The sequence below is a fragment of the Brevibacterium sp. SIMBA_078 genome, assembly GCF_046534565.1.
Classification (GTDB): Bacteria; Actinomycetota; Actinomycetes; order Actinomycetales; family Brevibacteriaceae; genus Brevibacterium.
This window is the reverse complement of record NZ_JAWRYQ010000005.1, coordinates 123,159-148,425: the sequence shown is the minus strand read 5'-3', so window position 1 is coordinate 148,425 and position 25,267 is coordinate 123,159. Positions and strand designations below refer to the sequence as shown.

Genomic DNA, 25,267 nt, shown 5'->3' with positions numbered 1-25,267 from the left:
ACCGCGCAAGGGCGCAGCCACCACCACGAACAGAGAAGACCACTACGTCAGGGAGAGAGAAGTTTCTGTGGCCGATCACTATGAAACACTCGGAGTGTCCAAAGACGCTTCCGCGGCTGAGATCAAGTCGTCGTACCGGAAGCTGGCACGCAAGTACCACCCGGACGTCAATCCCGGTCACGAAGACGAATTCAAAGCCATCTCACTGGCCTACGACGTGCTCTCCGACCCGGAGAAGCGCCGCAACTACGATATGGGCGGCGGCGAGAACGGTCAGGGCTTCCCGGCCGGCGGCGGATTCGGCGGATTCGGCGACATCTTCGAGACCTTCTTCGGCGGTGGCGGCGGTCAGGCCGGAGGACCGATCCCGCGCACCCAGCGAGGCAAGGATGCCCTCGTCGGAGTCAATATCGACCTGAAGACCGCGGCCTTCGGCGGCACCGTCGACCTCGACGTCACCACTGCAGTCGTCTGCGACACCTGTTCGGGCGCGGGCACGCAGGAAGGCACGAAGATCGAGACCTGCTCGCTGTGCCACGGAGCCGGCAGCGTCCAGCGCATGACCCGGACCCTGCTGGGTCAGATGGTCACGAACCAGACCTGCAACTCCTGCCACGGCTTCGGCACCGTCATCCCGAACCCCTGCCTCAACTGCCAGGGCGACGGACGCGTGCGCAAACAGCGGACCATGAAGATCCGCATCCCCGCCGGTGTCTCCGACGGCACCCGGATCCAGCTTTCCAGCCAGGGCGAGGTCGGGCCCGGCGGCGGACCCGCCGGTGACCTCTTCGTCGAGGTCATGGTCACCCGCCACGAGGTCTTCCAGCGCGACGGCGACAATCTCCGGGCCGCCGTCTCCGTGCCGATGACCGCGGCGACCCTGGGCGCCACCATCCCGTTCGAGACCTTCGACGGCACTCAGGACCTCACCATCGCCGCCGGCACCCAGTCCGGCACCATCGTCAAACTCCCCGGACTCGGCGCCACCCGCCTGCGTTCGGAGACCCGTGGCGACCTGCTCATCACCGTCGACGTCCTCACCCCGGACAAGCTCGACGACGAACAGCGCGAACTGCTCGAGAAACTCGCCGAACTGCGCGGAGAAGAGACACCGCGCGCCCAGATCTCGACCGAGAACCGCGGAATGTTCTCCCGCATGCGTGAGAGGTTCGCCGGTCGGTGAGTCTTCCCGTCTTCCGCTCCGCCACCGCCGCCGAGGCGGTCGTCGGGTCCGCCCTCACCCTCGGTGAGGACGTGGCCGGGCATGCGGTGCGGGTGCGTCGGATCGGTCCCGGCGAGGATATCGACATCGTCGACGGGGAAGGCAGACGTGCGCGCGGAACCGTCACGGCCGCCTCGGCGAACCAGCTGACGATCGACGTCACCGAGGTGACGGTCGAGGAGCGCACGGGCCCGCGCCTCGTCCTCGTCCAAGCCCTGGCCAAGGGCGACCGGGACCTGCAGGCCATCGAAACGGCCACGGAGATCGGCGTCGACGACGTCATGCCCTGGGCCGCCGAGCGCTCGATCGCCGACTGGCCGGCCAAGAAGCGGGAGAAGATGGCCGCGAAATGGGAGAACCTCCTCGGAGCGGCCTCCCTGCAGGCCAGACGAGCACGATTTCCCATCCTCCACGACCTCGTCCGCGGAGCCGCCCTGGCCAAGGCCCTCGACGACGCTGATGCGGTCTTCGTCCTCCACGAGACCGCTCAGCGCAGGCTCTCCGAAGCGCTGGATGGCCTGATCGCGAACGACTCGGCGCAGCTGCCGGAGCGCATCGTCTTCGTCGTCGGCCCCGAGGGCGGCATCAGCGACGGCGAACTCGCCGCCCTGACCGACCGTGGAGCAACCGCGGTGCTGCTGGGACCGACGATCCTGCGCTCGTCATCGGCGGGACCCGCCGGTCTCGTCCTGGCCCAGAATTCATTGGGCCGTTGGTGAGGCATCGGACTAGGATGGAAGCACACTCAGGCGCTGCCGGTGACGGTGCGCTCACTTGCAAAGGAACATTCTGGACATCACCCCACCGAACCCGAACTCCATGAACCCCACCGACTCGGACACCGCCGCGACCGGCGACGGTGCCGCCGGCGTTGATGCCGTGCCGGACACCCAAGGTGCCGATCGCGACACCGTGCGACTGGTCATCCCCGACTCCATCGACCTCGTCGCCTTCTTCGGTCCCGGAGAATCGAACCTGCGCGCCCTGGAGAAGACCTTCGCCGACCTCGACATTCACGTCCGGGCCAACCAGGTCCAGGTCACCGGCGACTCGAAGCGCGTGGAAGCCTTCGTCAGCGTCATCGGGGAACTCAAGAAACTTCACGCGGCCGGCCATCGCATCAACGAAGAGACGATCGAGAGGGTCACGACGTTCTCCTCCGAGGGAGCGGCCGCCTCGGCGGTGCTGGGCACGAACATCCTCTCCACCAGGGGAAAGTCGATCCGTCCGAAGACGATGGGCCAGCACGACTACGTCAGGGCCATCCGCAACCACACGATCACCTTCGGCATCGGTCCGGCCGGAACCGGCAAGACGTACCTGGCGATGGCCATGGCCGTGAACGCCCTCCAGCACAAAGAGGTCTCACGGATCATCCTCACCCGTCCGGCTGTCGAAGCAGGGGAGTCCCTGGGCTACCTGCCGGGCACGCTCAACGACAAGATCGACCCGTATGTGCGTCCGCTCTATGACGCCCTGCACGACATGGTCGATCCCGAATCGATCCCGCTGCTCATCGAGACCGGAACGATCGAGGTCGCGCCCCTGGCCTATATGCGCGGGCGCACCCTCAACGACGCGTTCATCATCCTCGACGAAGCGCAGAACACGACGGCCGAGCAGATGAAGATGTTCCTCACCCGCCTCGGCTTCGGCTCACGCATGGTCGTCACCGGTGACATCTCCCAGATCGACCTGCCGGGCAAGACCCGCAGCGGACTCAAGGTCGTCCGCGACATCCTCGACGGAATCGAGGACCTGCAGTTCTGCGAACTGGGCAGCAAGGACGTCGTCCGGCATTCGCTGGTGACGAAGATCGTCGAAGCCTACGACCTGTGGGGGAATGCCGAATGAACACCGAGATCCTCAACGAGACCGACGCCGAGGTGGACCTCGACGAAGTCGTGGCCCTGACCGAGTACTTGGGCGAAGCCCTGCACATGCACCCCGGTGCGGAGCTGGCCGTGACCATGGTCGACGGGGCGGCCATGTCCGAACTCCACGTCACCTGGATGGACCTCGAAGGACCGACCGACGTGATGTCCTTTCCCATGGATCAGCTCCACCAGGGCGAGCCGGAGAAGCCGACCGAAGGTCAGATGGGCGACATCATCATCTGCCCCGAGGTCGCCGAGGCTCAGGCTCGGGCGGCCGGTCATTCGACGATGGACGAGGTCCTGCTGCTGACCGTCCACGGATTCCTCCACCTGCTCGGCTACGACCACGGTGAGCCCGAAGCGCGGGAAGAGATGTTCGCCCTCCAGCGGCATCTGCTGCTGACCTTCTTCGCGGCCCGCTACGACGGTCGCACCGACATTCCCACCCCCACCGAGGTCTGATCGTGTTCATGTTCTTCCTCGGGGCGGCACTGTGCCTCATCATCGCAGCCACCCTCTCCGCCGTGGATGCCGCGCTGCTCAACGTCTCCCACCATGCGGTCGAAGAGGCGAAGGAGGACGGCAAACGCTCAGCGGTGCGTGTCGAGCGGATCCTCGCGGACCTGCCGACGAACATCAACGTCATCATCTTCGTCCGCAACTTCCTCGAAGCACTCGCCACGGTGTTCATCGCCCTGGCCTACGACTCCTACTACTCCGTGGGACCGCTCATGGTCTTCCTCACGGTGATCACCGCCTCGGTGGCGGTCTTCATCATCGCCGGAGTCTCTCCACGCACGATCGGCAAGCGCCGATCGCTGGCTGTCAGCCTCAACCTCAGCTGGGTCGTGCGCATCGTCCTCGTCGCGCTCAAACCGCTGACCCGCATCCTCGTCGTGCTCGGCAATCTGCTCACACCCGACAAGGTGTACAAGGACGGTCCGTTCGTGACCTCCGAACAGCTGCGCGACCTCGTCGAACGTGCCAGCGAATCCGACGTCATCGAAGACGGCGAACGCGAGATGATCCAGTCGGTGTTCAACCTCTCTGACACCTCGGCGAACGAGGTCATGGTGCCGCGCACCGACCTCATCACCGTCGATGCGGACGTGAGCCTGCAGAAGGCGATGAACCTGTTCTTCCGCTCCGGCTTCTCCCGCATCCCCGTCTGCGGGGAGGACCTCGATGACGTCCGCGGAGTCGCCTACCTCAAGGACGTCGCCCGCCGCCTCCACCTCCACCCCGAGGAGGCCGACCGTCCCGTGGGCAACCTGGCCCGCTCCGTCCTGTTCGTCCCGGAGACGAAGCCGGCCGATGACCTGTTGCGGCAGATGCAGCTGGATTCGACGCATCTGGCGATCCTCATCGACGAATACGGTGGCACCGCAGGGCTGGTGACCATCGAGGACATCGTCGAAGAGATCGTCGGCGAGATCGAAGACGAATACGACAACGGCGATGACGAACTCGTCGCCGCCGAAGACGGATCGTTCATCATCAGCACCCGCATGTCGATCTCCGACTTCGCCGAGTACTTCGACGTGCGCATCGACGAAGACGATGTCAACAGCGTCGGCGGACTGCTCTCGAAGCTCATCGACCGAGTGCCCATCGACGGCTCGCATGCGTCGATCGAGGGCCTCGAGATCGAAGCCATGGAGGGCCAGGGGCGACGCCACCGAATCACCCACGTGCGGGTCACCCGCACCCACGAGAACAGCAGACACGCACAGCGGACCGCCGCAGCCGAAGGTTCGGGGACGAAGGAAGAGGACTGAGATGGAATTTCGCACGGACTACCCCGATGACTATCGGGCCGGCTTCGCCTGCTTCGTGGGTCGCCCGAATACGGGAAAGTCGACGCTGACGAACGCCCTGGTGGGGGAGAAGGTCGCGATCACCTCGGCCAAACCTCAGACGACCCGGCATACGATCCGCGGAATCGTCCACAAGGACGACCACCAGCTCATCCTCATCGACACCCCCGGACTGCACAAACCGCGTACCCTGCTCGGGTCCCGACTCAACGATCTCGTGGCCTCCACGCTGGGCGAAGTCGACGTCATCGGCTTCTGCCTGCCCGCCGATGAGCCGATCGGTCCCGGCGACCGCTATATCGCCTCCCAGCTGGCGCTGCTGGACGGACGGACCCCGATCGTGGCGCTGGTGACGAAGGTCGACCGGGTGCCCAAGGACAGAATCGCCGAGGCGCTGCTGGCCGTCGGCGAGCTCGCCGACTTCGCCGATGTCGTCCCCGTCTCCGCTGTCGAGGACTTCCAGGTCGACACCGTCGATTCGGTGCTCGCGGCACATCTGCCGAAATCTCCTCCGCTCTACCCCGACGGTGACCTCACGGATGAGCCGGAAGAGAAGATGATCGCCGAGCTCGTGCGCGAAGCAGCCCTCGAAGGAGTGCGTGATGAACTGCCCCATTCCCTGGCCGTGCAGGTCGAGGAGATGTACCCGCGGGAAGGACGCAGCGAGGACAATCCGCTGTGGAACGTCCACGTCAATCTCTATGTCGAACGTCCGAGCCAGAAAGCCATCATCATCGGCAAAGGCGGCAGTCGGCTCAAGACCATCGGGTCGGAGTCCCGGCAGGGCATCGAGCGGCTCCTCGGCACAAAGGTCTACCTCGACCTGCACGTCAAGGTGGCCAAGGACTGGCAGCGCGATCCCAAACAGCTCGGCCGCCTCGGCTTCGACTTCAACAGCTGATCTGCCCGGTCGGTCGCCGCTGGTGATGCGAACAGCACGCTGACGGACGGGGGAAGGCGGACTGCGGAAGCGGCGCGGATCCGCGGCTGGTGACGGGCATCACCCTCCGGGGCCCGAGTTGAACCGGGCACTCGAGCCTGCCTTAGACTAGGCCGAGTGAATGCCGAGCAGACTCTGGTCGCACTGAGCGACCGATCCCCACAGGTTGCCCCCGAAGAGCTCATCGCAGGTCTCGTGCCGCCGCCTCAGTTCGAGGACGTGTCCTTCGACAGCTACCGCACCGACCCAGCGGAGCCCTCGCAGGAAGAGGCACGGAACAAGCTGCGGGACTTCACTCAGCGCTCGACCGACAAGGGATTCTTCGGCAAGCTGTTCGCGAAGGGCAGCTCCGGCGCCAAGGGCGTCTACCTCGACGGCGGCTACGGAGTGGGCAAGACTCACCTGTTGGCTTCGGCCTGGCATGCCAACGAGAAGCCGGCGACTTTCGGCACCTTCGTCGAATATACGAACCTCGTCGGAGCCCTGGGCTTCGCTCGGGCTCGCGACGACCTGTCGAAGATGAAACTCGTCTGCGTCGACGAATTCGAACTCGACGATCCCGGCGACACCGTGCTCATGTCCCGGTTGATGCGTGAACTCACCGATGCCGGGGTGAAGATCATCGCGACATCGAACACCCTGCCCGGGTCTCTGGGGGAGGGGCGCTTCGCCGCTCAGGACTTCCTGCGCGAGATTCAGGCGCTGGCGGAACAGTTCGAGGTCTACCGCATCGACGGCAAGGACTACCGTGCCCGTGAGCTCACCTCGCCGGCGGACCCGCTGCCGGAATCCGAACTCGATTCGGCCGCGAGTCGGCTTGACGGAGTCGTGGCTCGCGATGACTTCTCGGAGCTGCTCAGCCACCTGTCCACCGTCCACCCCTCACGCTACGGGCGGATGGTCGACGGAATCGACGCGGCTGTGTGGGAGAACGTGCGCACGATCGACAACGAGAGCGTGGCTCTGCGCTTCGTGGCGCTCGTCGACCGGCTCTACGATCGCAACGTGCACATCATCAACTCCGGTGCCGCTCTCGACAAGGTCTTCACCGAGGAGTCGCTGGCAGGCGGGTACAAGAAGAAGTACATGCGCTGCCTCTCGCGACTGACCGCTCTGTCGTCCTGAGCCGAGAGACCAGTGACGCCCGTCGCACCTCTGATGAAGGTGCGACGGGCGTCAGTCGTTTCAGCTGAGGCCGATCACATCGAAGAGACGCAGGTCCGGCACCCAGTCGGGCAGACCGGTGAGTTTCAGGGTGAACCACACGATGACAGCCACGAAGGCCGCCGTGACTGCGCCGATGGTCCACCGCACCCACAGCCGCTGAGCCATGATCCAGTGTGTCCAGCGTTCGACGTTCACGCGTACGAAGTGCAGAAGTCGCTGAGCCCAGTGGAACTCGCTGGAGATGATGAACAGGCCGATGATGACGATGAGCCAGCCGGGGCCGGGCAGCGGGACGAGCACGAGTCCGATGAGCACGATGAGTGTGCCGAGGCCGCCGACGATGGTGCGATAGAGGCGTGCAGTGTGCGGGTTGGCCAACACTGTGCGCCGCCAGCGGAGGAACCCCAGACGCAGTTTCCGCCACGGTCGGGGACCTTGCCGGTGGTGGCGTGACAACCAGCCCTTGGGGCGGGTCTGCGGGCTCTCTGCATTCACCCAACCACTATAAGATGGTGACCCTGAAAGCTTGATCGATACGTGTGACCACGATCACCCGATTCTGATTTTGCGTAAGCCGCCACCTGCGTATAGAGTTATATCTCGTTGCCAGGGAAACCGGGCAGCGAGAAATGCGGATGTGGCTCAGTTGGTAGAGCATCACCTTGCCAAGGTGAGGGTCGCGGGTTCGAGTCCCGTCATCCGCTCGGAGGCGTCATGGCACTGCCTTGGCGGTGGCGTGGCCGAGAGGCGAGGCAGCGGCCTGCAAAGCCGTATACACGGGTTCGAATCCCGTCGCCACCTCGTATGACCGGCAGAAATGTCGGTTGACCAGCGCGATTGGCGCAGCGGTAGCGCGCTTCCTTCACACGGAAGAGGTCACTGGTTCGATCCCAGTATCGCGCACAGGGACCTTCGGGTTCCGGTGCAACAAATGAATAGAGCGCGATTGGCGCAGCGGTAGCGCGCTTCCCTGACACGGAAGAGGTCACTGGTTCGATCCCAGTATCGCGCACAGAAGAAGCCCCGAGTGATCCACTCGGGGCTTCGTGCGTTCACGCTCGAGCAGACTTTCTGAGCATTGACCCTTTTCCCCAGTGACCCTCAATCACCCTCTTCGCCTAAGCTCGCGGGTGAGATTTGCCCCGTTACGCCGGTGAGATTCGCCCGGTCGCGCCGGTGAGCACTGTTTCGGCTCAGTTTTCTCTGGATTCATCACATTCCTCGGTGTGCAATTCAAAGAAGGGTGTACAAATCAGCCTGGTCTCGGCCGCAAAGCGTCGCTGCTGTGACCGAGCCTCTGGGGGTGAGCAGTCACGTTCGGTGAAGCCGGGAAGATGGCGCTCGAGGCACTGAACGCACGAATCGGAATTGTGTATGTTTAGTTCACCGTGTTCCAGGACTGAAACGCGGTCAGCATGCGGTATCAAAGGGGTTTGCTAGTACGCTAGGTGTTGTACTAAACGACGATGACTCGGAGCACCTATGTCTACTCCTCAGAACCCGTACGGTTCGGGTGACGGTTCGCCCAACAACCCCAACGGGCAGAACCCGAACAACCAGCCGCCGAATGCCCCCAACTACGGCAACGATCAGAACGCCGGTCAGCAGCCCGGTCAGTACGGTTCGGGGCAGCCCGGTCAGCAGTACGGATCGTCGGGCGACCAGCCCAATGGTTCGCAGCCGAACTACGGTCAGGGCGGCAACGACGGCTCGCAGCAGTACGGACAGCAGGCTCCCCAGTACGGCTCCCAGCCGAACTACGGTGCGTCGAACGATCAGAATCAGTATGGCCAGAACCAGTACGGCCAGGACCCGAACAATCAGAACCAGTACGGTCAGGGTCAGCCTGACCAGAATCAGTACGGGGACAACCAGTACGGACAGAACCCCTACGACACCAACGCGCAGGGATACGACGCCAACCAGTACGGCCAGCAGCCGGCCTACGCCGGTGCCGACGGATCCTCCGATCAGTTCATCCCGGCGAACCCCAACTCCGGCTACGGCCAGTATCCCTCGGGCACCGGCGGCAACACCTCGAAGAACATCTGGGGCATCCTCGCCCTCATCGGCGGCATCGTCGGCGTCCTCGGATCGTTCTTCTTCGGTATCGGCGCGATCTTCGGCATCGCAGCGATCATCTTCGGCTTCGTCGGGCTCTCCGCGGTCAAGAAGAACTTGGCCAGCAACAAGGGCCTCAACATCACCGGTATCATCCTCGGTTTTCTCTCGGTAGTCATCGCGATCATCTCGATCGTCGCAACCGTCATGTTCGGTGCCTTCATCTTCAACGCAGCCGAAGAGGCCGCCAGCTCCTCCGCCCCCGCCGATCCGAGCCAGGGAGCCGGCCAGGACCCGAGCCAGGGCTCCGGCGGCTCCGACGGCGGAGCCGGCGCACCTGCTCAGGCCGGCGAGGTCGAGATCGGCACCGACGTCACTGCACAGATCAACGTCCGCGAGGGCACCGCATCGTCGTCGGCCTCCGGCGCCGAATCGACCAATGGTGAGATCGCCATCGTGACGATGACCGTGAAGAACAACTCGAGCTCCGACATCGAGATGACTCTCACGAATCTGTCCGCCAACAACGGCGGCAGCACGGAATACGACGACGTCTTCGACGGCGGAAACTACAAGGGCTCTCTGGCCTTCACCGATCCGGTTCCTGCCGGCGGCGAAACGACCTATGAATTCGCTTACGCCGTCCCCAAGGCCGAAATCGACGGTATGCACCTCAAGCTCGAACTCGTCGACGACCTCGGCAAGGGCACGGACTTCGAGTTCTACAAGCAGTGACACCCTGTTCCCCGAGGTGACAAGGTCCTTTCGGCCCTGACGCCCCGGGCACAGGCTTCGACAGACTCAGTGTGGGTGGCAGTCATTCGACTGCCACCCAACTGATTTGTCACAAGCGAATTGGTACTAGAATCTGAGGGTGACCAGCCCACCGGAAGGGCTGGTCGAATGAACACGTGACGAACGGAGAAATCAGTGGCAGACAGCATCGACTGCGCGGGCGAAAGCATTCCCTGGAAAGAGGGTCTGACCGGAACGGAGATCTTCTCCACCGACCGCACAGTCGTCGCCATGTGGCTGAACGGCGAACCCGCCGACCTCAGCCGCGAGTTGCAGTCAGGAGATCGGATCGCTCCGATCACCATCGACTCCGACGCCGGACTCGACATTCTGCGCCACTCCACCGGTCACGTCACCGCTCAGGCCGTCCAGGAGCTCTTCCCCGGAACCAAGCTCGGCATCGGGCCCTACATCACCGACGGCTACTACTTCGATTTCGACGCCGCCGAACCCTTCACGCCTGAGGACCTCAAGGCGATTCAGAAGAAGGCCGCCCAGATCGTCAAGTCCGGCCAGACCTTCAATCGCGTCGTCGTCACCGAAGAAGAAGCCCGCGAGCGGATGGCCGACGAGCCGTACAAGCTCGAACTCATCAACGACAAGGGCAATGGCGGCGACGAGGAGACCTCCGTGGAGGTCGGCGGCGGTGAACTCACCGTCTACGAGAACGTCGACCGCAAGGGCGAGGTCGTCTGGCAGGACCTCTGCCGCGGCCCCCACCTGCCCAACACCAAGCTCATCGGAAACGGCTTCGCCATCACCCGATCCTCGGCGGCCTACTGGCGCGGCGACCAGGCGAATGCGAGCCTGCAGCGGGTCTACGGAACCGCCTGGGCATCGAAAGACGACCTCAAGGCCTACCAGGATCGCATCGCCGAGGCCGAGCGTCGCGACCACCGCAAGCTCGGTGCCGAGATGGACCTGTTCTCCTTCCCCGAGGAGCTCGGCTCCGGCCTGCCCGTCTTCCACCCCAAGGGCGGTGTCATCAAGCGGGAGATGGAGGACTACGTCCGCGCCCGTCACATCGACGAGGGCTTCGAATACGTCGGGACCCCGCACATCTCGAAAGAGACGCTGTACTACACCTCCGGACACCTGCCCTACTACGGGGAGAACATGTTCCCGGCGATGTCCGTCGACGAGGTCCGCGACGAGTCCGGCGAGATCGTCAAGGAGGGCACCCCGTACCGGCTCAAGGCCATGAATTGCCCCATGCACAACCTCATCTACCGGTCCCGGGGCCGGTCCTACCGCGACCTGCCGCTGCGGCTGTTCGAGTTCGGCACCGTCTACCGTGACGAGGCATCCGGAGTCATCCACGGCCTCACGCGCGTCCGCGCCCTGACCCAGGACGACTCGCACTCCTATGTGGCTCAGGAAGACGCGGGCAAGGAGATCCGCCACCTGCTGAACTTCGTGCTCAGCCTGCTGCGCGACTTCGGCCTCGACGACTTCTACCTCGAACTGTCCACCCGCGACGAGGACGGAAAGAAGGCCGACAAGTTCATCGGCTCCGACGAACAGTGGGCCGAAGCCACCAGCGTGCTCGAGGAGGTCGCTCAGGAGACCGGACTCGAACTCGTCCCCGACCCGGGCGGCGCGGCGTTCTACGGCCCGAAGATCTCCGTCCAGGCCCGCGACGCCATCGGCCGCACCTGGCAGATGTCGACTGTCCAGCTCGACTTCAACCAGCCCGAGCGCTTCGGACTCGAATACGTCGCCGCCGACGGCTCCCGCAAACAGCCGGTGATGATCCACTCCGCGAAGTTCGGCTCCATCGAACGCTTCCTCGGCGTGCTCACCGAGCACTACGCCGGTGCCTTCCCCGTGTGGCTGGCGCCCGTGCAGGTGACCTGCATCCCCGTGGCCGACGAGTTCAACGACTACCTCGCCGAGGTGGCCGACCAGCTGCGCAAGTCCGGGGTCCGCGTCGAGATCGACGACAGCGACGACCGGTTCCCGAAGAAGATCCGCAATGCCTCGAAATCGAAGGTGCCCTTCACCCTCATTGCCGGGGGAGAGGACCGTGACGCCGGTGCCGTGTCCTTCCGCTTCCGCAGCGGTGAGCAGGAGAACGGCGTCCCCGTCGCCGAGGCGGTGCGACGGATCCTCGACTCGATCGAAACCAAGGCTCAGGTATGAGCGGAGGCGACGACGACCGATCCGCTCAGGAGAACCCGGGCGGCCGCCTCGGCGAAGGGACTCCCTACCCCGAGGCGGCCGCCGGGTTCCCCGGGGAACCCGACGGATTCCAGCGCCTGTGGACTCCGCACCGGATGGTCTACATCGACGGTCAGGACAAACCGAAGGACGACCGCGCCGAGGAGTGCCCGTTCTGCACGGCTCCGTCGAAGACCGATGAGGACGGGCTCATCGTCGCCCGCGGTCAGCACGTCTACGCGGTGCTCAACCTCTACCCCTACAACCCGGGCCACCTGCTCATCTGCCCCTATCGTCACGTGGCCGACTACACGGATCTGACTCAGGAGGAGACCGTCGAACTCGCCGAGTTCACACAGAAGGCGATGCGCGTCATCCGGGCCGTATCCGGACCTCACGGATTCAACCTGGGAATGAACCAGGGACCCGTGGCCGGCGCAGGAATCGCCGCCCACCTGCACCAGCACGTCGTCCCGCGCTGGGGCGGAGACGCGAACTTTCTGCCCGTGATCGCCCAGACCAAGGCCCTGCCGCAAGTGCACGCCGATGTGCAGGCGCGGCTCAAAAAGGAATGGAACAGATGAATCCTGAAGACCTCGGCACTCTTGCCGAGTACTCCTCACCCGTGCTGCGCGGCGACGAAGCCGTCATCACGATCCGACGACCCGACCTCGAGACCAACAGCTACCTCTCCCAGCTGTTCTCCTTGAGCGACGCCAGCTCCAGACGGCTGACCCACTCATGGTCTGACTCGAACCCGCAGTGCGGCCCGAACTGGTCCGGGTACCTGAGCGCGGAGAGGAAGGCCGCCCCGCAGCTCTTCGTCGGCGACAGCCTGGAGACGGCACACCAGATCACGGACAACCATCTCGGCGTGTCCGAATTCGCCCTCGACGACACCCGTTCCAGGGCCCTCTACGTCGCCCGAGTCGCCGAACCCGGACGCTACGGGCTCGATGATGACATTCCGGCGGCCGAGGAAGCCCCACGCCGGATCACCACGGCCTCGTACCTGGCCAACGGCCTCGGCTATACGAACGACCGTCCGGCGCGGGCCTTCCTCGTCGACCTCGCCGAACCCGGTCTCGGCACCGTGGGTCTGCGCGGGTCATCCGAAGTTCCGCTGTCGACTCTGCTGACGACCCCGGACAGCGACGTCCACGATCCGCAGTTCTCCCCGGACGGACACTGGGCAAGCGTGATCGCAGCGGTCGAACCCGATCGCGGGCGGCCCGACTTGCGCAGCACCGTGTGGCTGCTCGGCCGCGAGGAGTCGCGCCCGCTTGACCTGCCGCCGATGAGTGTGAGTCTGCACGTGTGGATCGACGCTGATCGGGTGCTGCTGCTCGGCAATGCGCTGACCCGTGACGAACTCGACTTCGTCGGACAAATGCCCGGGCTCTTCATCCACACGGTGTCGACCGGCTCCACGAGGCGGCTGACCGACCCGGAGACCGTGGCGCTGACACCGATCCCGCCGCAGATCCGCGGGGGAGCGGTCGTCGCCGCTGTCGACACGGACGGGGCCACCCGGATCGTTCGCATCGGCCTCGACGCCGCAGAGGTCGGCATCGACGACCTCGAGTTCCTCACCGACGACACCACCGTCGTCAACGGCTTCGATGCCGACGACGAGACGCTCGTCTTCACCGGATCGACCCCGCACTCTCCGGCCGTGCTCGGCTGCATCGCTCTCGGCGGGCCCACGGCGTCCGGGGCCGCCTCGGCGATGGGGTCCTCTGTCATCGTCAAGGAGCATCCGGCACCGGCGAACTCCGTCCTGCCTCAGGTCCTGCGGGTGCCAGGCGATTCCGGGACGATCACCGGCTGGCTGGCCAAACCGCACGGGGAGGGACCCTTTCCCGTCATCCTCAACATCCACGGCGGGCCCTTCGCCCAGTACACGCATTCGTGGTTCGACGAGACCCAGGTGCTCACGTCCGCAGGCTACGCCGTCGTGTTCTCGAACCCGCGCGGATCCGGGGGCCGCACCCGCAGCTGGGGGACCGCCGTCCAAGGAGACATGGCGGCACCGGCGATGGCCGATGTGCTCGCCGTCCTCGACCATGCCCTCGACCTCGATCCCTCCCTCGACCGCAGCCGTCTGGGCATCCAGGGCGGATCGTATGGGGGATATCTCACAGCCATGACGATCGCCGCGGACCATCGCTTCCGCGCCGCCATCGTCGAACGCGGCTACCTCGACCCGGACAGCTTCGTCGGGACCTCCGACATCGGCCGCTTCTTCACCGAGGAGTACACGAGCCGCAGCCGTGAGGCGATCGCGGCGCAATCACCTCTGGCCCACGCTCCACAGGTCGGCACACCGACCCTGGTGATGCACTCGGAACTCGATCTGCGCTGCCCGCTGGAGCAGGCACAGAAGTACTATGCGGCCCTGCAGAGAGCCGGGGTCGACACCGAGATGCTCATCTTCCCCGGGGAGAACCACGAGCTCTCCCGGGCCGGGCAGCCCCGCCACCGCAGGCAGCGCTTCGAAGCGATCCTCGACTGGTGGGATCGCCGTCTGAGCGGCGAAGATCGGGGGCAGTCGCAGGACGGACGACATCGTCCTGAAACGGCTGATCCCGCTGTGGCCGCAGCGGCCGACTCCGCGTCATGAGCGCCGAGTTGGCCGGGACCGCGCAGAGCCGATATCGTTCTCTGGACCGCTGTCGCGCTCTTGCCGAAATCCCCCAGCGTCATTATTCTGCAAACACTTGCCTCCCTTCGTCGCCGACCACTGGAGAAACATGAAACCTCGTAAAGCCTCACGGGTCGTATTACTCAATGAGCGCGACGAGGTTCTCCTGATCCGTGCCCAGGATCTGCTGACCCCCAGTCACCAATGGTGGATGACCTGCGGAGGCGGTTCCGAACTCGGGGAGTCGGCAGCGCAGACGGCGGCCCGGGAACTCGCGGAGGAGACCGGGATCGAATGCGAACCTCACGAACTCATCGGTCCCTTGGCCACGCGCGACGAGGTCTTCGAATTCACGGAGAAGTCGCTGCGCCAGGTCGAAACCTACTTCGCGTTCCGCACCAGCGAGGACATCGAACTCGAAGACGCGGTCTGGACGGACATCGAGAAGCGCAGCCTGCTCGAATTCCGCTGGTGGACCCGGGAGGAACTCCTGGCCACGACGGAGACGATCTATCCGAAGAACCTCCTCGGCCTCATCGACCTGGCCACCGCCGGGTCCGTTCCCGACGTGCCGCTGGTCATCGACTGAGCGCACGAGCGCGCTCCGGAACAGGTCCGCGATGAGGTCCGGTGCGAGCCCGGACGGAATCGCGAACGGGAAGTCTGCACGAGTCGGCGCGGTCAGCGTATAGACTTGAGAGGCTGTAACTACAGGAAGGAACACCAGTGTCAGGTCATTCCAAATGGGCAACGACTAAACACAAGAAGGCTGCCATCGATGCCAAGCGCGGCAAGCTCTTTGCCAAGCTGATCAAGAACATCGAGGTGGCCGCACGCAACGGTGGACCCGATCCCGACGGCAACCCGACGCTGTTCGATGCGATCCAGAAGGCGAAGAAGAACTCGGTCCCCGCGGACAACATCACCCGTGCGGTCAAGCGCGGCGGCGGTCTCGACGGCTCCGGAGTCAACTACGAGACGATCATGTACGAAGGCTACGCCGCCGGCGGTGTGGCCCTGCTCATCGAATGTCTCACCGACAACCGCAACCGCGCCGCCTCCGAGGTGCGCGTGGCCGTAACCCGCAACGGCGGTTCGATGGCCGATCCCGGTTCGGTGACGTACAACTTCAACCGCAAGGGCGTTATCACCGTGGGCGCCGAGGAGACCGACGAAGAGGCCATTCTGCTGGCGACCATGGACGCCGGAGCCGAAGAGGTCAAGGAAGTCGGCGAGAAGTTCGAGATCATCTGCGAGGCCACCGACCTCGTGGCCGTGCGTACGGCCCTCGTCGACGCAGGCATCGACTACGACTCGGCCGAGGCCTCCTTCGTGCCCGAACTCGAGGTCAGCCTCGATGCAGAGACCGCGAGCAAGGTCTTCTCCCTCATCGATGCGCTCGAAGACAGCGACGAGGTGCAGAACGTCTACTCGAACGCCGATGTCAGCGATGAGGTCCTCGCCGAACTCGATGCCTGATGCGCATCCTCGGTGTTGATCCCGGACTGACCCGGTGCGGGCTCGGTGTCATCGACACCCTGCCCGCCCGGAAGGCGAAGATGATCGCCGTCGACGTCCTGCGGACTCCTTCGGCCGATTCCGTCGACCTCCGTCTCGGTGCGATCGCCGAGGCGTTCGACAGCTGGCTGGACACGTACCGTCCCGATGTCGTGGCCATCGAACGCGTCTTCGCCCGCAACGATGTGTCCACGATCATGGGCACCGCCCAGGCATCGGGACTGACCATGGGACTGGCCGCCCGCCGCGGACTGCCGGTGGCCATGCACACCCCATCCGAGGTCAAGGCCGCGATCACCGGTTCGGGCCGTGCGGACAAGAAGCAGGTCACCTCGATGGTGACGCGGATCCTCGGTCTCGACGCACCGCCGAAGCCCGCCGACGCCGCCGACGCCCTGGCGATCGCGATCTGCCATTCCTGGCGCGGCGCGCTGTCGGCCCAATCGACGCCGGGGATCAATAAGGATCTGACCGAACGCAAGGCCGGCGGGAGGCAGGGCAGCGGACTGACGAAGGCCCAGCAGCAGTGGGCCGAGGCCATGCGGCGCGCCAAGTGAGCATGGGGGAGCGGGCGCCTGCTAACCTGGATTCGTACACGTGTTCCCCTTAAGAAAGGCTGTCCGTGATCAGTTTCCTCAGCGGTACGGTGCATCGGATCGCAGCTGACCACCTCGTCGTTCTCACCTACGGTGTCGGTCGGAAGGTCCACGTCACCCCCGATACTTTGGCTGGGACTCGGCACGGCGCCGAGATCGAACTGGTCACCAGCCTCGTGGTGCGCGAAGACTCGATGACGCTCTACGGCTTCGGCACCGAAGACGAGAACCACACCTTCGAGGTGCTGCTGTCGATCTCCGGAATCGGTCCGCGTCTGGCGATGGCGATCCTCTCGGTGATGGGACCTGACGAACTTGCCGCCGCGATCACGAATCAGGACGCCAACGCGCTCACCCGTGTCCCCGGAATCGGGAAGAAGGGCGCCTCGCGCATCATCCTCGAGTTGGAGAACAAACTGCCGAAGCTCACCGCTGCCTCTCCCGGACCCACTCTGTCCTTCGGCGGCGGCAACCAGCAGGTCGTCGACGCCCTTGTGGGACTCGGGTGGAAGGAAGCGCAGGCCGAGGACGTCGTCGCCGACGTCGTCAAGGAGACCGGTGCTGATGCCGGCACCTCCGTGGTCCTCAAGGCCGCTCTGAAGGTCCTGGGTGCGAAGAGATGACGGGCTCGTTCGACTCCGACTCCTACGAGGTGGACTTCGGTGACCAGGACCTGACCGGAGCCGAACAGGAGAGGCTCGTCTCCGGCCGTGCCGAGACGGCCGAACGCGATGCCGAGGCGGCACTGCGTCCGAAGGGGCTGGCCGACTTCATCGGCCAGCCGCAGGTGCGTGAGCAGCTCTCACTCGTCCTCGACGCGGCGAAGGCCAGACAGAAGGCTCCCGACCATGTGCTGCTCTCCGGTCCTCCCGGGCTCGGTAAGACCACACTGGCGATGATCATCGCCCACGAGATGAACTCGAGCCTGCGGGTGACGTCCGGCCCGGCCGTCCAGCATGCCGGTGACCTCGCTGCCATCCTGTCCTCCCTCGAGGAAGGCGAAGTCCTCTTCATCGACGAGATCCACCGCATGGCCCGGGCCGCCGAGGAGATGCTGTACGTGGCGATGGAGGACTTCCGAGTCGACGTCATCGTCGGCAAAGGGCCCGGTGCCACCGCCATCCCGCTCGACCTCCCGCAATTCACCCTCGTCGGGGCGACCACCCGGTCCGGTCTGCTGCCCGCGCCGCTGCGTGACCGCTTCGGCTTCACCGCCCTGCTCGACTTCTATTCGAGCGCCGATCTGCTCACAGTTCTGCAGCGTTCGGCTCGGATGCTCGGCATCGAATCCGAACTCGCCGGGCTCGAAGAGATCTCCACGCGGTCACGGGGAACCCCGCGAATCGCAAACCGACTGCTGCGCCGCGTCCGCGACTGGGCACAGGTGCGGGGGAGCGGAATCATCGACGAGGAGGCCGCCACCAATGCCCTGCGCGTCTATGAGGTCGACGAGCTCGGTCTGGACCGCCTCGACCGGTCGGTTCTGCAGGTGCTGTGCAAGCGCTTCGGCGGGGGCCCGGTGGGATTGGGCACCCTCGCCGTCTCCGTCGGCGAAGAAGCCGATACGGTCGAAACCGTGTCCGAGCCCTACCTCGTCCGAGAGGGCCTGATCAGCCGCACCCCACGTGGACGAGTGGCCACCACAGCGGCCTGGAAGCACCTGAAAATGCAGATCCCAGCAAACTATGAGTTCTGACCCTGCCTTTGAGTTCGCTATGAGAGGTGAGGACGAACTAAGCTGGTTCACTGATTCATTCATATGAAAGGCTGATATCTGTGGATTTGCTGATCCCTCTTGCGCTTGCCGCGCTGCTGATCTTTTTCCTGTTCAATTCTCGGCGTAAGCAGAAAGCGCGTGCGGAGCAGATCAAATCGGGTCTCGTGCCCGGCGCGACCGTGATGACGACCTTCGGTGTCTTCGGCACCGTGCTCTCCATCGACGAAGAGAACAACCAGGTGACCATCGAGTCGGGTCCCGGCACGGTACTGCGCGTCCACCGCCAGGCCATCGGTCAGATCGAGAACAACCAGGCCGCGGCGCCCGTCGACGCTCCCGATGCCGCCGCCCCCGCCCCCGCCGCCGATGCCGATGTCGACGCAGACGAGAAGCCGGCCATCACCGACGCCGAGCTCGACGCCATGAACGAACGCAAACGCGCCGAGAAGGACACCCCGGACGAGGACGCATCCGATGACGTCATCGCCGATGAGTCCGCTGCGAAGACCGAGGACGCCGAAGCAGTCGCTGAGACCGAGGACGTCGACACCGAGGCCGCCTCTGAGACCGAGGCCGACTCCGCCGCTGCGGAGTCCACGGACCCGACTGATTCGGATTCCGACAAGAAGAACTGATCCGTTCTCGCACTCTTCTCCCGACTGAAAGCTGAAACGTGTCCGATATCGAAGAAAAACCACGCCCTGGTTTGCGCTTCCTGTGGCTGACCATCATCACTCTGGTGCTGGCCGCAATCATCGCCGGCGGTGTCATCTGGTCGAATGCCACGACGACTCCGAAGCTCGCGCTCGACCTCGAGGGCGGAACGTCGATCATTCTGGAACCACAGGTGTCCAAGGGCACGGACATCAGCAAGGAGCAGCTCGATCAGGCCGTGGCGATCATCCGCCAGCGCGTCGACTCGACCGGTGTCTCCGAAGCCGAGATCACGACGCAGGGCGACCGCAACATCGTCGTGAATCTGCCGGGCAACCCCGACGAGGAGACCCGAAACCTCGTCCGCTCGTCTGCTCAGCTGGTCTTCCGTCGTGTGGCGCTGGTCGGTGACCCGCGTTCACAGGAGCAGATCCAGAAGGAACAGGAGAAGAGCGGCGAGGAATCGGGCGGCGATGACGGGCTGAGCGACGAAGAGCGCAAACGCCTCGAGGACCTCACCGGCGCCGACTCGCAGGGCGACGGACAGAGCGAGGACCAGGCTCCGTCCGGCGGCGGCGATGTCGTCAATGCCGGCGGCGAGACGAAGAAGACGGCCGAGTCCTCCGAGAAGACGAAGTCCTCGGAGTCGGAGAGCAAGGACGCGGAGAGGTCCGGAGAAGGCAGCGGATCGAGCGACAGTACGAAGGTCACCGACTCGACGCCTCGGCCGCTCTTCGATCCGGAGAAGGACGCCTCCGAATGGCAGTCCGACAAGATCATCAAGGAGTACACCGAGCTCGACTGCACGAACAAGAAGAACCGGACGGGCGGGCAACAGCGACCCTCGGACGAACCGGTCGTCTCGTGCTCCGAAGACGGACAGGCGAAGTACATCCTCGGCCCCGTCGAACTCTCCGGCGATCACCTCGCCGATGCCAGTGCCGGCTACGCCGCAGGAGCCAACGGCGTGCAGACCAACAACCCTGCCGTCAACCTCTCCTTCGACTCCACCGGCCGTGAGATCTTCAAGCAGATCACCTCGGACATCACCGGCAAACAGCAGCCCTACAACCAGTTCGCGATCGAACTCGACGGTCTCGTGCTGTCGGCTCCGTCTTCGAACGCGGTGATCAACGACGGCAACGCCCAGATCACCGGTGACTTCTCCCTCGACGAGGCACAGACTCTGGCCAACCAGCTCAAGAACGGTTCGCTGCCGCTGAGCTTCCAGGTCCAGAGCGAGGACCAGATCTCACCGACCCTGGGATCGAACTACCTCAAGATCGGTCTGCTCACCGGCCTGGTCGGACTCCTCCTCGTCGTCGTGTACTCGCTGCTGCAGTACCGGGTGCTCGGCCTCGTCACCGTCTCGAGCCTCGTCGTCGCCGGTGTGCTCACCTACCTGCTGCTGCTGTTGGCATCGTGGAGATACGGCTACCGACTGTCCCTGGCCGGTGTCGCCGGTATCATCATCGGCATCGGCATGGCGGCGGACTCGTTCATCGTCTACTTCGAACGTGTCCGAGACGAACTGCGCAGCGGCCGCAATCTGCTCTCCGCTGTCGAGGTCGGCTGGGACCGTGCCAAGCGCACGATCTACGCCTCGAAGGCAGTGAATATGCTCGCCGCGGTCATCCTCTACATCCTGGCCGTCGGCTCGGTGCGAGGCTTCGCCTTCACCCTGGGTCTGACCGTGATCATCGACGTGCTCATCGTCTTCCTGTTCACCCACCCGATGCTGCAGTTCCTGGCCCGCACGAAGTTCTTCGGCGAAGGCCACCCGATGTCCGGAATGGATCCGCGTCTGCTCGGCGTCAAACCCGCCGCCTACCGCGGAGCGCTCAACCTGTCCATCGACGACAAGGACAAGTCGCCCGAGGCCAAGCGGCGCGAGAAGGCACGGATGCGCAAGGCCGGAATGAGCGCAGACGACTCCTCCGATGCGACAGCCGCGGCGGCAGCTGCGTCCGAGCCGGAGGAGACCACGACGACGTCCACGGCAGACGATTCCACGACCGGCACGGCCACGACCACAAAGTCGAAGACCACGAAGTCGAAGAGCAAGAAGGCGGCGAAGTCCGCGGCTGCGACGGGCGGAATGACCATCGCCGAGCGGAAGGCCGCGGCCCGACGGGCCGAGGAAGACGATGCCGTCGAAGACTCGACGGCTGACGACGGCAAGGAGGCTGACAAGTGAAACGGTTCTTTGCCTGGGGCAACCGCCTGCACAGCGGCGAATCATCGATCCCTTTCGTCGGCAAGGCGAAGCTGTGGCTGGCCATCTCGGGCGTCCTCGTCCTCCTGTCCCTGCTCGTCCCGCTCATCTTCGGCTTCAACTTCGGCATCGCCTTCAAGGGCGGTTCGCAGTTCCAGGTCGACCATGTCAGCGACACCTCGGCCGCCAAGGGCGAAGGCATCATCACCGATGTCGTCTCCGGGTCCGAGCCGCGCCTGACTCCGACCAGTGACACGGCCGTCCAGATCGAGACTAACCAGCTCACCGACCCGCAGATGCAGGAAGTCCGTGACGCCCTCGTCGCCGGCTACGACGTGAAGGTCGAAGACGTCACCTCGACGTTCGTCGGACCCGAATGGGGCCAGGACGTGACGTCGAAGATGATCCGCGCACTCGTCATCTTCGTGGCCATCGCCCTCGTCGTCATGGCCCTGTACTTCCGCACGTGGAAGATGTCGCTCGCGGCGATCGTCGGCCTCTTCGTCGTGATGATCGTGACCATGGGCATCTACTCGGCCACCGGCTTCGAAGTCACGCCGGAGGCCATCATCGGCTTCCTCACCGTGCTCAGCTTCTCGCTCTATGACACGGTGGTGGTCTTCGACAAGATCCGAGAGAACACGACGAGATTCGAGGAGAAGCGGAATCTCAAGTTCTCCGAACTCGTCAACCTCGGTGTGAATCAGACGACCGTGCGTTCGATCAACACCTCAGTGGTGTCGGTGCTGCCGATCGCCTCGATCCTCTTCATCGGCGTGTTCCTGCTGGGCGCTGGAACACTGGTCGATATCTCACTGTCCCTGTTCATCGGTACTATAGTGGCAGCCGCTTCGACGCTGTTCGTCGCGAGCCCCCTCTACGCCCTCCTCCGGGCAAACGAACCGGCGGTCAAGGCACAGGAGGAGGCCGTGCGTGAACTACGCTTGAAGGATGGGGGAGCAGACGTCCCACCGGTGACTCACGCCGAAGTCTGATTCCCGAGAGAGGAGATGGTGTGGCTTCGTCCGCTGATTCGCGCCGTCCGCGAGGCATCTCCCGCTTAGCCTGGTGGGCGGCCAGGGCACAGAACAACCCTGGCTACCCGCGAGTGCTCGGCCCGATGATCCGGGCCCTGCAGTCGAACCATCCGAAGGCGGACACCGACCTCGTCGTCAGGGCCTACAAGGTCGCCGAGGAGGCCCACCGCGGGCAGACCCGCAAGTCCGGTGATGCCTATATCACCCACCCTATCGCGGTGGCGACGATCCTCGCGGAGATCGGCATGCTGCCGGTCACGCTCGCCGCCGCATTGCTGCACGACACCGTCGAAGACACCTCGTATTCGCTCGACGAACTCACCGAGGAATTCGGCTCCGAAGTCGCGGCCATGGTCGACGGGGTGACGAAGCTTGACAAGCTCACCTACGGGCAGGCCGCGCAGTCCGAGACCGTGCGCAAGATGATCGTGGCGATGGCCAAGGACATCCGCGTCCTCGTCATCAAGCTCGCCGACCGTCTGCACAATGCGCGCACCTGGCGATTCGTGCCCGCCTCGTCAAGCACGAAGAAGGCTCGCGAGACCCTCGACATCTTCGCCCCACTGGCCCACCGGCTGGGCATGAACACGATCAAATGGGAACTCGAAGACCTGTCCTTCCAGGTCCTCCATCCCAAGGTCTACGACGAAGTGGTCCGGCTCGTCGCGGATCGTGCTCCCGAGCGTGAGAAGTATCTGGCCACGGTCTCCGAGGAGCTCCAGGGCGAACTCAAGGATTCCGGAATCGACGCCTCCATCACGGGGCGCCCCAAGCACTACTACTCGATCTATCAGAAGATGGTCGTGCGCGGACACGAGTTCGCCGACATCTACGATCTCGTCGGAGTCCGCGTCCTCGTCGAATCCGTACGCGAATGCTATGCCACGCTCGGCATCGTCCACGCCCGCTGGAATCCTGTTCCCGGACGGTTCAAGGACTATATCGCGATGCCGAAGTACAACATGTACCAGAGCCTGCACACCACGGTGATCGGGCCGGCCGGCAAGCCCGTCGAGATCCAGATCCGGACCCACGAGATGGATCGACGTGCAGAATTCGGCGTCGCCGCTCACTGGAAGTACAAGGATCTGAACAAGTCCTCGAAGGCCGTGACCTCGAACACCGCGCGTTCGGTGAAGGTCTCCGACGCCGGTGAGGTCGACGACGCCGCCTGGCTGCGACAGCTGCTGGACTGGCAGCGAGAGGTCTCCGACCCCGACGAATTCCTCGACAGCCTCCGCTACGAGGTCAACTCGAAGGAAGTCTACGTCTTCACGCCCAAGGGCGAGGTGATGAGCCTGCCGTCGGGTGCGACCCCCATCGACTTCGCCTACGCGGTGCACACCGAGGTCGGACACAAGACCATGGGCGCCCGGGTCAACGGTCGCCTCGTCGCCTTGGACACGGAGCTGAAGAACGGGGACTCCGTCGAGGTCTTCACCTCGAAGGACGAGAACGCCGGACCCAGCCGCGACTGGCTCGGCTTCGTCAAGAGCCCGCGTGCCCGCAGCAAGATCCGTCAGTGGTTCTCGAAGGAGCGCCGCGAAGAGGCGATCGAGAACGGTCGCGAACAGCTCGCCCGGGCGATGCGCCGTCACACGATCTCCGCTGCTTCGCTGATGAGCCAGGAAGCTCTTCAGGTCGTCGCCACGGAGATGCGTCTGCCCGACGTCAGCGCACTCTATGCCGCGATCGGCAACGGTGTGTCCTCGGCTCAGCACGTCGTCGACCTGCTGGCCAAGGAAGTCGGGGAGGACGACGAGTCCGTCGTGCTGCCGCCGGAGCCGCGCAACCGCACCGGCCAGTCCTCGGGGCATCATTCCTCGTCCGAAGGCGTCATCGTCAAAGGCGTCGACGATGTGCTCGTCAAACTGGCTCGCTGCTGCACCCCGGTGCCGGGAGACGAGATCCTCGGCTTCGTCACCCGCGGTTCGGGAGTCTCCGTGCATCGCGTCGACTGCCCGAATATCACCTCGCTCAAACGCGAACCCGAACGTATGGTCGAGGTCTCGTGGGGTGAGAAGACGAGCGGAATCTACCTCGTGCAGATCCAGGTCGAGGCCCTCGATCGTGCAGGTCTGCTTTCCGATATCACCAAGGTGCTCTCCGAGACCCATGTGAACATCCTGTCGGCATCGGTCGGAACGTCTCGGGCGCGCGTGGCGCAATCGAAGTTCGTCTTCGAGATGAGCGATGCAAGCCATCTCGACACTGTCCTCTCGGCCGTGCGCAAGGTCGAAGGCGTCTTCGACGTCTACCGCATCTCCGGCGGCTGATCCTCTCCGTCCAGCGCCGCGCGCATCTGGGCGACGAACGGCCGACGGGCCACCACGGTGAGGTAGTCCCGGAGACGCTGACGCAGACCGCTGGGGATCTCCGCAATGATGCCCTTGAGCGCACGCGGCGAGTCCGCGGACTGGTTCCGGAAATGCGGGAAGAGGAGATCGTAGAGCGTGCGTTCCTCCGTCGTGATCGGCAGCTCGTCGATGAGGCACCAATCATTCTGCGCCAGATTCGTCTCGTGGACATCGAAACCGTCATCGGCGATCCACCGGCGCCTGGGCAGCGTGATGAAGCTCAGCGGAGCGGGGGCCCTGCCGAGTCCGCGGTGCACCCACCAGGCGCTGTCGTGGGAGAGCGCGAGTCCGGGCGGGATGAGCGAATGCAGGGCCGCCATCCGCTCAGCGGGGGAGAGGATCGCACCCTTGCGCACCCAGGTCGATTCGGTCAGTCTGATGAGCAGGCCGTCGAGGGTGAGCTCGGTGAGCTGCTCGTACCCGAAGTCCCGCAGATGAAACAACGCCTCCATACCCGAACTATCGTCGGATGTGGAGGCGGTGACAAGAC

The 25,267-nt window shown here is 64.5% G+C and carries 22 protein-coding genes and 4 tRNA genes; 24 read left to right on the top strand and 2 right to left on the bottom strand.

Annotation, left to right across the window (positions count from 1 at the left end; translation table 11 throughout):
- The first annotated feature begins 67 nt into the window (after nt 1-67).
- The 7 genes from dnaJ (at nt 68) to zapE (ending at nt 6,981) form a co-directional block, all read left to right on the top strand.
- Nucleotides 68-1,183 (top strand): molecular chaperone DnaJ, encoded by a 1,116-nt coding sequence (dnaJ, locus tag SB749_RS17735; RefSeq protein ID WP_262776724.1) that lies wholly within the window; start codon nt 68-70, stop codon nt 1,181-1,183.
- Nucleotides 1,180-1,941 (top strand): 16S rRNA (uracil(1498)-N(3))-methyltransferase, encoded by a 762-nt coding sequence (locus tag SB749_RS17730; protein WP_410711459.1) that lies wholly within the window; start codon nt 1,180-1,182, stop codon nt 1,939-1,941. The genes dnaJ and SB749_RS17730 overlap by 4 nt, the downstream gene beginning before the upstream one ends.
- Nucleotides 1,942-1,996: 55 nt before the next feature.
- Nucleotides 1,997-3,076, top strand: a complete 1,080-nt coding sequence (locus SB749_RS17725) for a PhoH family protein (RefSeq protein ID WP_410711458.1) — start codon at nt 1,997-1,999, stop codon at nt 3,074-3,076.
- Nucleotides 3,073-3,561 (top strand): rRNA maturation RNase YbeY, encoded by a 489-nt coding sequence (gene ybeY / locus SB749_RS17720; RefSeq protein WP_410711457.1) that lies wholly within the window; start codon nt 3,073-3,075, stop codon nt 3,559-3,561. The genes SB749_RS17725 and ybeY overlap by 4 nt, the downstream gene beginning before the upstream one ends.
- An 8-nt stretch (nt 3,562-3,569) precedes the next feature.
- The gene (locus tag SB749_RS17715) at nt 3,570-4,877 is read left to right on the top strand and encodes a hemolysin family protein (RefSeq protein ID WP_410711608.1); all 1,308 of its coding nucleotides are present in this window, start codon (nt 3,570-3,572) and stop codon (nt 4,875-4,877) included.
- Between the two features lies 1 nt (nt 4,878).
- A complete protein-coding gene (era, locus tag SB749_RS17710) occupies nt 4,879-5,817 on the top strand; it encodes a GTPase Era (RefSeq protein WP_410711456.1) in 939 nt (312 codons plus the stop codon).
- Between the two features lie 156 nt (nt 5,818-5,973).
- Nucleotides 5,974-6,981, top strand: a complete 1,008-nt coding sequence (gene zapE, locus SB749_RS17705; RefSeq protein WP_410711455.1) for a cell division protein ZapE — start codon at nt 5,974-5,976, stop codon at nt 6,979-6,981.
- Between the two features lie 60 nt (nt 6,982-7,041).
- On the opposite strand, the gene SB749_RS17700 is transcribed toward zapE, so the two are convergent.
- Nucleotides 7,042-7,518, bottom strand: coding sequence for a TIGR02611 family protein (locus SB749_RS17700; protein ID WP_410711454.1), 477 nt, complete (start codon nt 7,516-7,518; stop codon nt 7,042-7,044).
- A gap of 136 nt (nt 7,519-7,654) precedes the next feature.
- On the opposite strand from SB749_RS17700, the gene SB749_RS17695 reads away from it, so the two are divergent.
- The 17 genes from SB749_RS17695 (at nt 7,655) to SB749_RS17615 (ending at nt 24,696) form a co-directional block, all read left to right on the top strand.
- Nucleotides 7,655-7,727, top strand: a tRNA-Gly gene (locus SB749_RS17695).
- A 26-nt stretch (nt 7,728-7,753) separates the two neighbouring features.
- Nucleotides 7,754-7,824, top strand: a tRNA-Cys gene (locus tag SB749_RS17690).
- Between the two features lie 30 nt (nt 7,825-7,854).
- Nucleotides 7,855-7,926, top strand: a tRNA-Val gene (locus SB749_RS17685).
- Between the two features lie 37 nt (nt 7,927-7,963).
- Nucleotides 7,964-8,035, top strand: a tRNA-Val gene (locus SB749_RS17680).
- Between the two features lie 470 nt (nt 8,036-8,505).
- Nucleotides 8,506-9,819, top strand: coding sequence for a DUF4352 domain-containing protein (locus SB749_RS17675; protein ID WP_410711453.1), 1,314 nt, complete (start codon nt 8,506-8,508; stop codon nt 9,817-9,819).
- A gap of 195 nt (nt 9,820-10,014) precedes the next feature.
- Nucleotides 10,015-12,021, top strand: a complete 2,007-nt coding sequence (gene thrS / locus SB749_RS17670; RefSeq protein ID WP_410711452.1) for a threonine--tRNA ligase — start codon at nt 10,015-10,017, stop codon at nt 12,019-12,021.
- On the top strand, nt 12,018-12,623 hold the full coding sequence (locus SB749_RS17665; protein WP_410711451.1) for an HIT family protein: 606 nt from the start codon (nt 12,018-12,020) through the stop codon (nt 12,621-12,623). Before thrS ends, SB749_RS17665 begins: the two co-directional genes overlap by 4 nt.
- Nucleotides 12,620-14,662 carry an alpha/beta hydrolase family protein gene (locus tag SB749_RS17660; RefSeq protein ID WP_410711450.1) on the top strand — a complete coding sequence of 681 codons (2,043 nt, stop codon included), beginning with the start codon at nt 12,620-12,622 and terminating at the stop codon, nt 14,660-14,662. The genes SB749_RS17665 and SB749_RS17660 overlap by 4 nt, the downstream gene beginning before the upstream one ends.
- 130 nt (nt 14,663-14,792) lie before the next feature.
- Complete coding sequence (locus SB749_RS17655; RefSeq protein ID WP_062242804.1) at nt 14,793-15,272, top strand: NUDIX hydrolase; 480 nt, start codon at nt 14,793-14,795, stop codon at nt 15,270-15,272.
- Nucleotides 15,273-15,409: 137 nt separating this feature from the next.
- The gene (locus SB749_RS17650; protein ID WP_139467356.1) at nt 15,410-16,162 is read left to right on the top strand and encodes a YebC/PmpR family DNA-binding transcriptional regulator; all 753 of its coding nucleotides are present in this window, start codon (nt 15,410-15,412) and stop codon (nt 16,160-16,162) included.
- Complete coding sequence (ruvC, locus tag SB749_RS17645) at nt 16,162-16,758, top strand: crossover junction endodeoxyribonuclease RuvC (protein WP_410711449.1); 597 nt, start codon at nt 16,162-16,164, stop codon at nt 16,756-16,758. Before SB749_RS17650 ends, ruvC begins: the two co-directional genes overlap by 1 nt.
- 65 nt (nt 16,759-16,823) lie before the next feature.
- A complete protein-coding gene (gene ruvA, locus SB749_RS17640) occupies nt 16,824-17,420 on the top strand; it encodes a Holliday junction branch migration protein RuvA (RefSeq protein WP_410711448.1) in 597 nt (198 codons plus the stop codon).
- The gene (ruvB, locus tag SB749_RS17635; protein WP_410711447.1) at nt 17,417-18,493 is read left to right on the top strand and encodes a Holliday junction branch migration DNA helicase RuvB; all 1,077 of its coding nucleotides are present in this window, start codon (nt 17,417-17,419) and stop codon (nt 18,491-18,493) included. Before ruvA ends, ruvB begins: the two co-directional genes overlap by 4 nt.
- A gap of 80 nt (nt 18,494-18,573) precedes the next feature.
- Nucleotides 18,574-19,149, top strand: coding sequence for a preprotein translocase subunit YajC (gene yajC / locus SB749_RS17630; protein ID WP_410711446.1), 576 nt, complete (start codon nt 18,574-18,576; stop codon nt 19,147-19,149).
- 38 nt (nt 19,150-19,187) lie between these two features.
- Nucleotides 19,188-21,365 (top strand): protein translocase subunit SecD, encoded by a 2,178-nt coding sequence (secD, locus tag SB749_RS17625; RefSeq protein WP_410711445.1) that lies wholly within the window; start codon nt 19,188-19,190, stop codon nt 21,363-21,365.
- Complete coding sequence (gene secF, locus SB749_RS17620; RefSeq protein WP_410711444.1) at nt 21,362-22,378, top strand: protein translocase subunit SecF; 1,017 nt, start codon at nt 21,362-21,364, stop codon at nt 22,376-22,378. Before secD ends, secF begins: the two co-directional genes overlap by 4 nt.
- A 20-nt stretch (nt 22,379-22,398) precedes the next feature.
- The gene (locus tag SB749_RS17615; RefSeq protein ID WP_410711443.1) at nt 22,399-24,696 is read left to right on the top strand and encodes a RelA/SpoT family protein; all 2,298 of its coding nucleotides are present in this window, start codon (nt 22,399-22,401) and stop codon (nt 24,694-24,696) included.
- Here the strand turns inward: SB749_RS17615 and SB749_RS17610 are convergent.
- A complete protein-coding gene (locus SB749_RS17610) occupies nt 24,675-25,229 on the bottom strand; it encodes a hypothetical protein (protein WP_410711442.1) in 555 nt (184 codons plus the stop codon). The two genes, SB749_RS17615 and SB749_RS17610, sit on opposite strands and share 22 nt — an antisense overlap.
- Nucleotides 25,230-25,267: the final 38 nt, after the last annotated feature.

What these genes read in the sequence shown, in the direction of transcription:
- SB749_RS17715 (WP_410711608.1), top strand. Translation starts at nt 3,570, where the DNA reads ATGTTCTTCCTCGGGGCGGCACTGTGCCTCATCATCGCAGCCACCCTC.
- ybeY (WP_410711457.1), top strand. Translation starts at nt 3,073, where the DNA reads ATGAACACCGAGATCCTCAACGAGACCGACGCCGAGGTGGACCTCGAC.
- SB749_RS17675 (WP_410711453.1), top strand. Translation starts at nt 8,506, where the DNA reads ATGTCTACTCCTCAGAACCCGTACGGTTCGGGTGACGGTTCGCCCAAC.
- ruvB (WP_410711447.1), top strand. Translation starts at nt 17,417, where the DNA reads ATGACGGGCTCGTTCGACTCCGACTCCTACGAGGTGGACTTCGGTGAC.
- era (WP_410711456.1), top strand. Translation starts at nt 4,879, where the DNA reads ATGGAATTTCGCACGGACTACCCCGATGACTATCGGGCCGGCTTCGCC.
- SB749_RS17665 (WP_410711451.1), top strand. Translation starts at nt 12,018, where the DNA reads ATGAGCGGAGGCGACGACGACCGATCCGCTCAGGAGAACCCGGGCGGC.
- SB749_RS17660 (WP_410711450.1), top strand. Translation starts at nt 12,620, where the DNA reads ATGAATCCTGAAGACCTCGGCACTCTTGCCGAGTACTCCTCACCCGTG.
- SB749_RS17610 (WP_410711442.1), bottom strand. Translation starts at nt 25,229, where the DNA reads ATGGAGGCGTTGTTTCATCTGCGGGACTTCGGGTACGAGCAGCTCACC.
- SB749_RS17655 (WP_062242804.1), top strand. Translation starts at nt 14,793, where the DNA reads ATGAAACCTCGTAAAGCCTCACGGGTCGTATTACTCAATGAGCGCGAC.
- ruvC (WP_410711449.1), top strand. Translation starts at nt 16,162, where the DNA reads ATGCGCATCCTCGGTGTTGATCCCGGACTGACCCGGTGCGGGCTCGGT.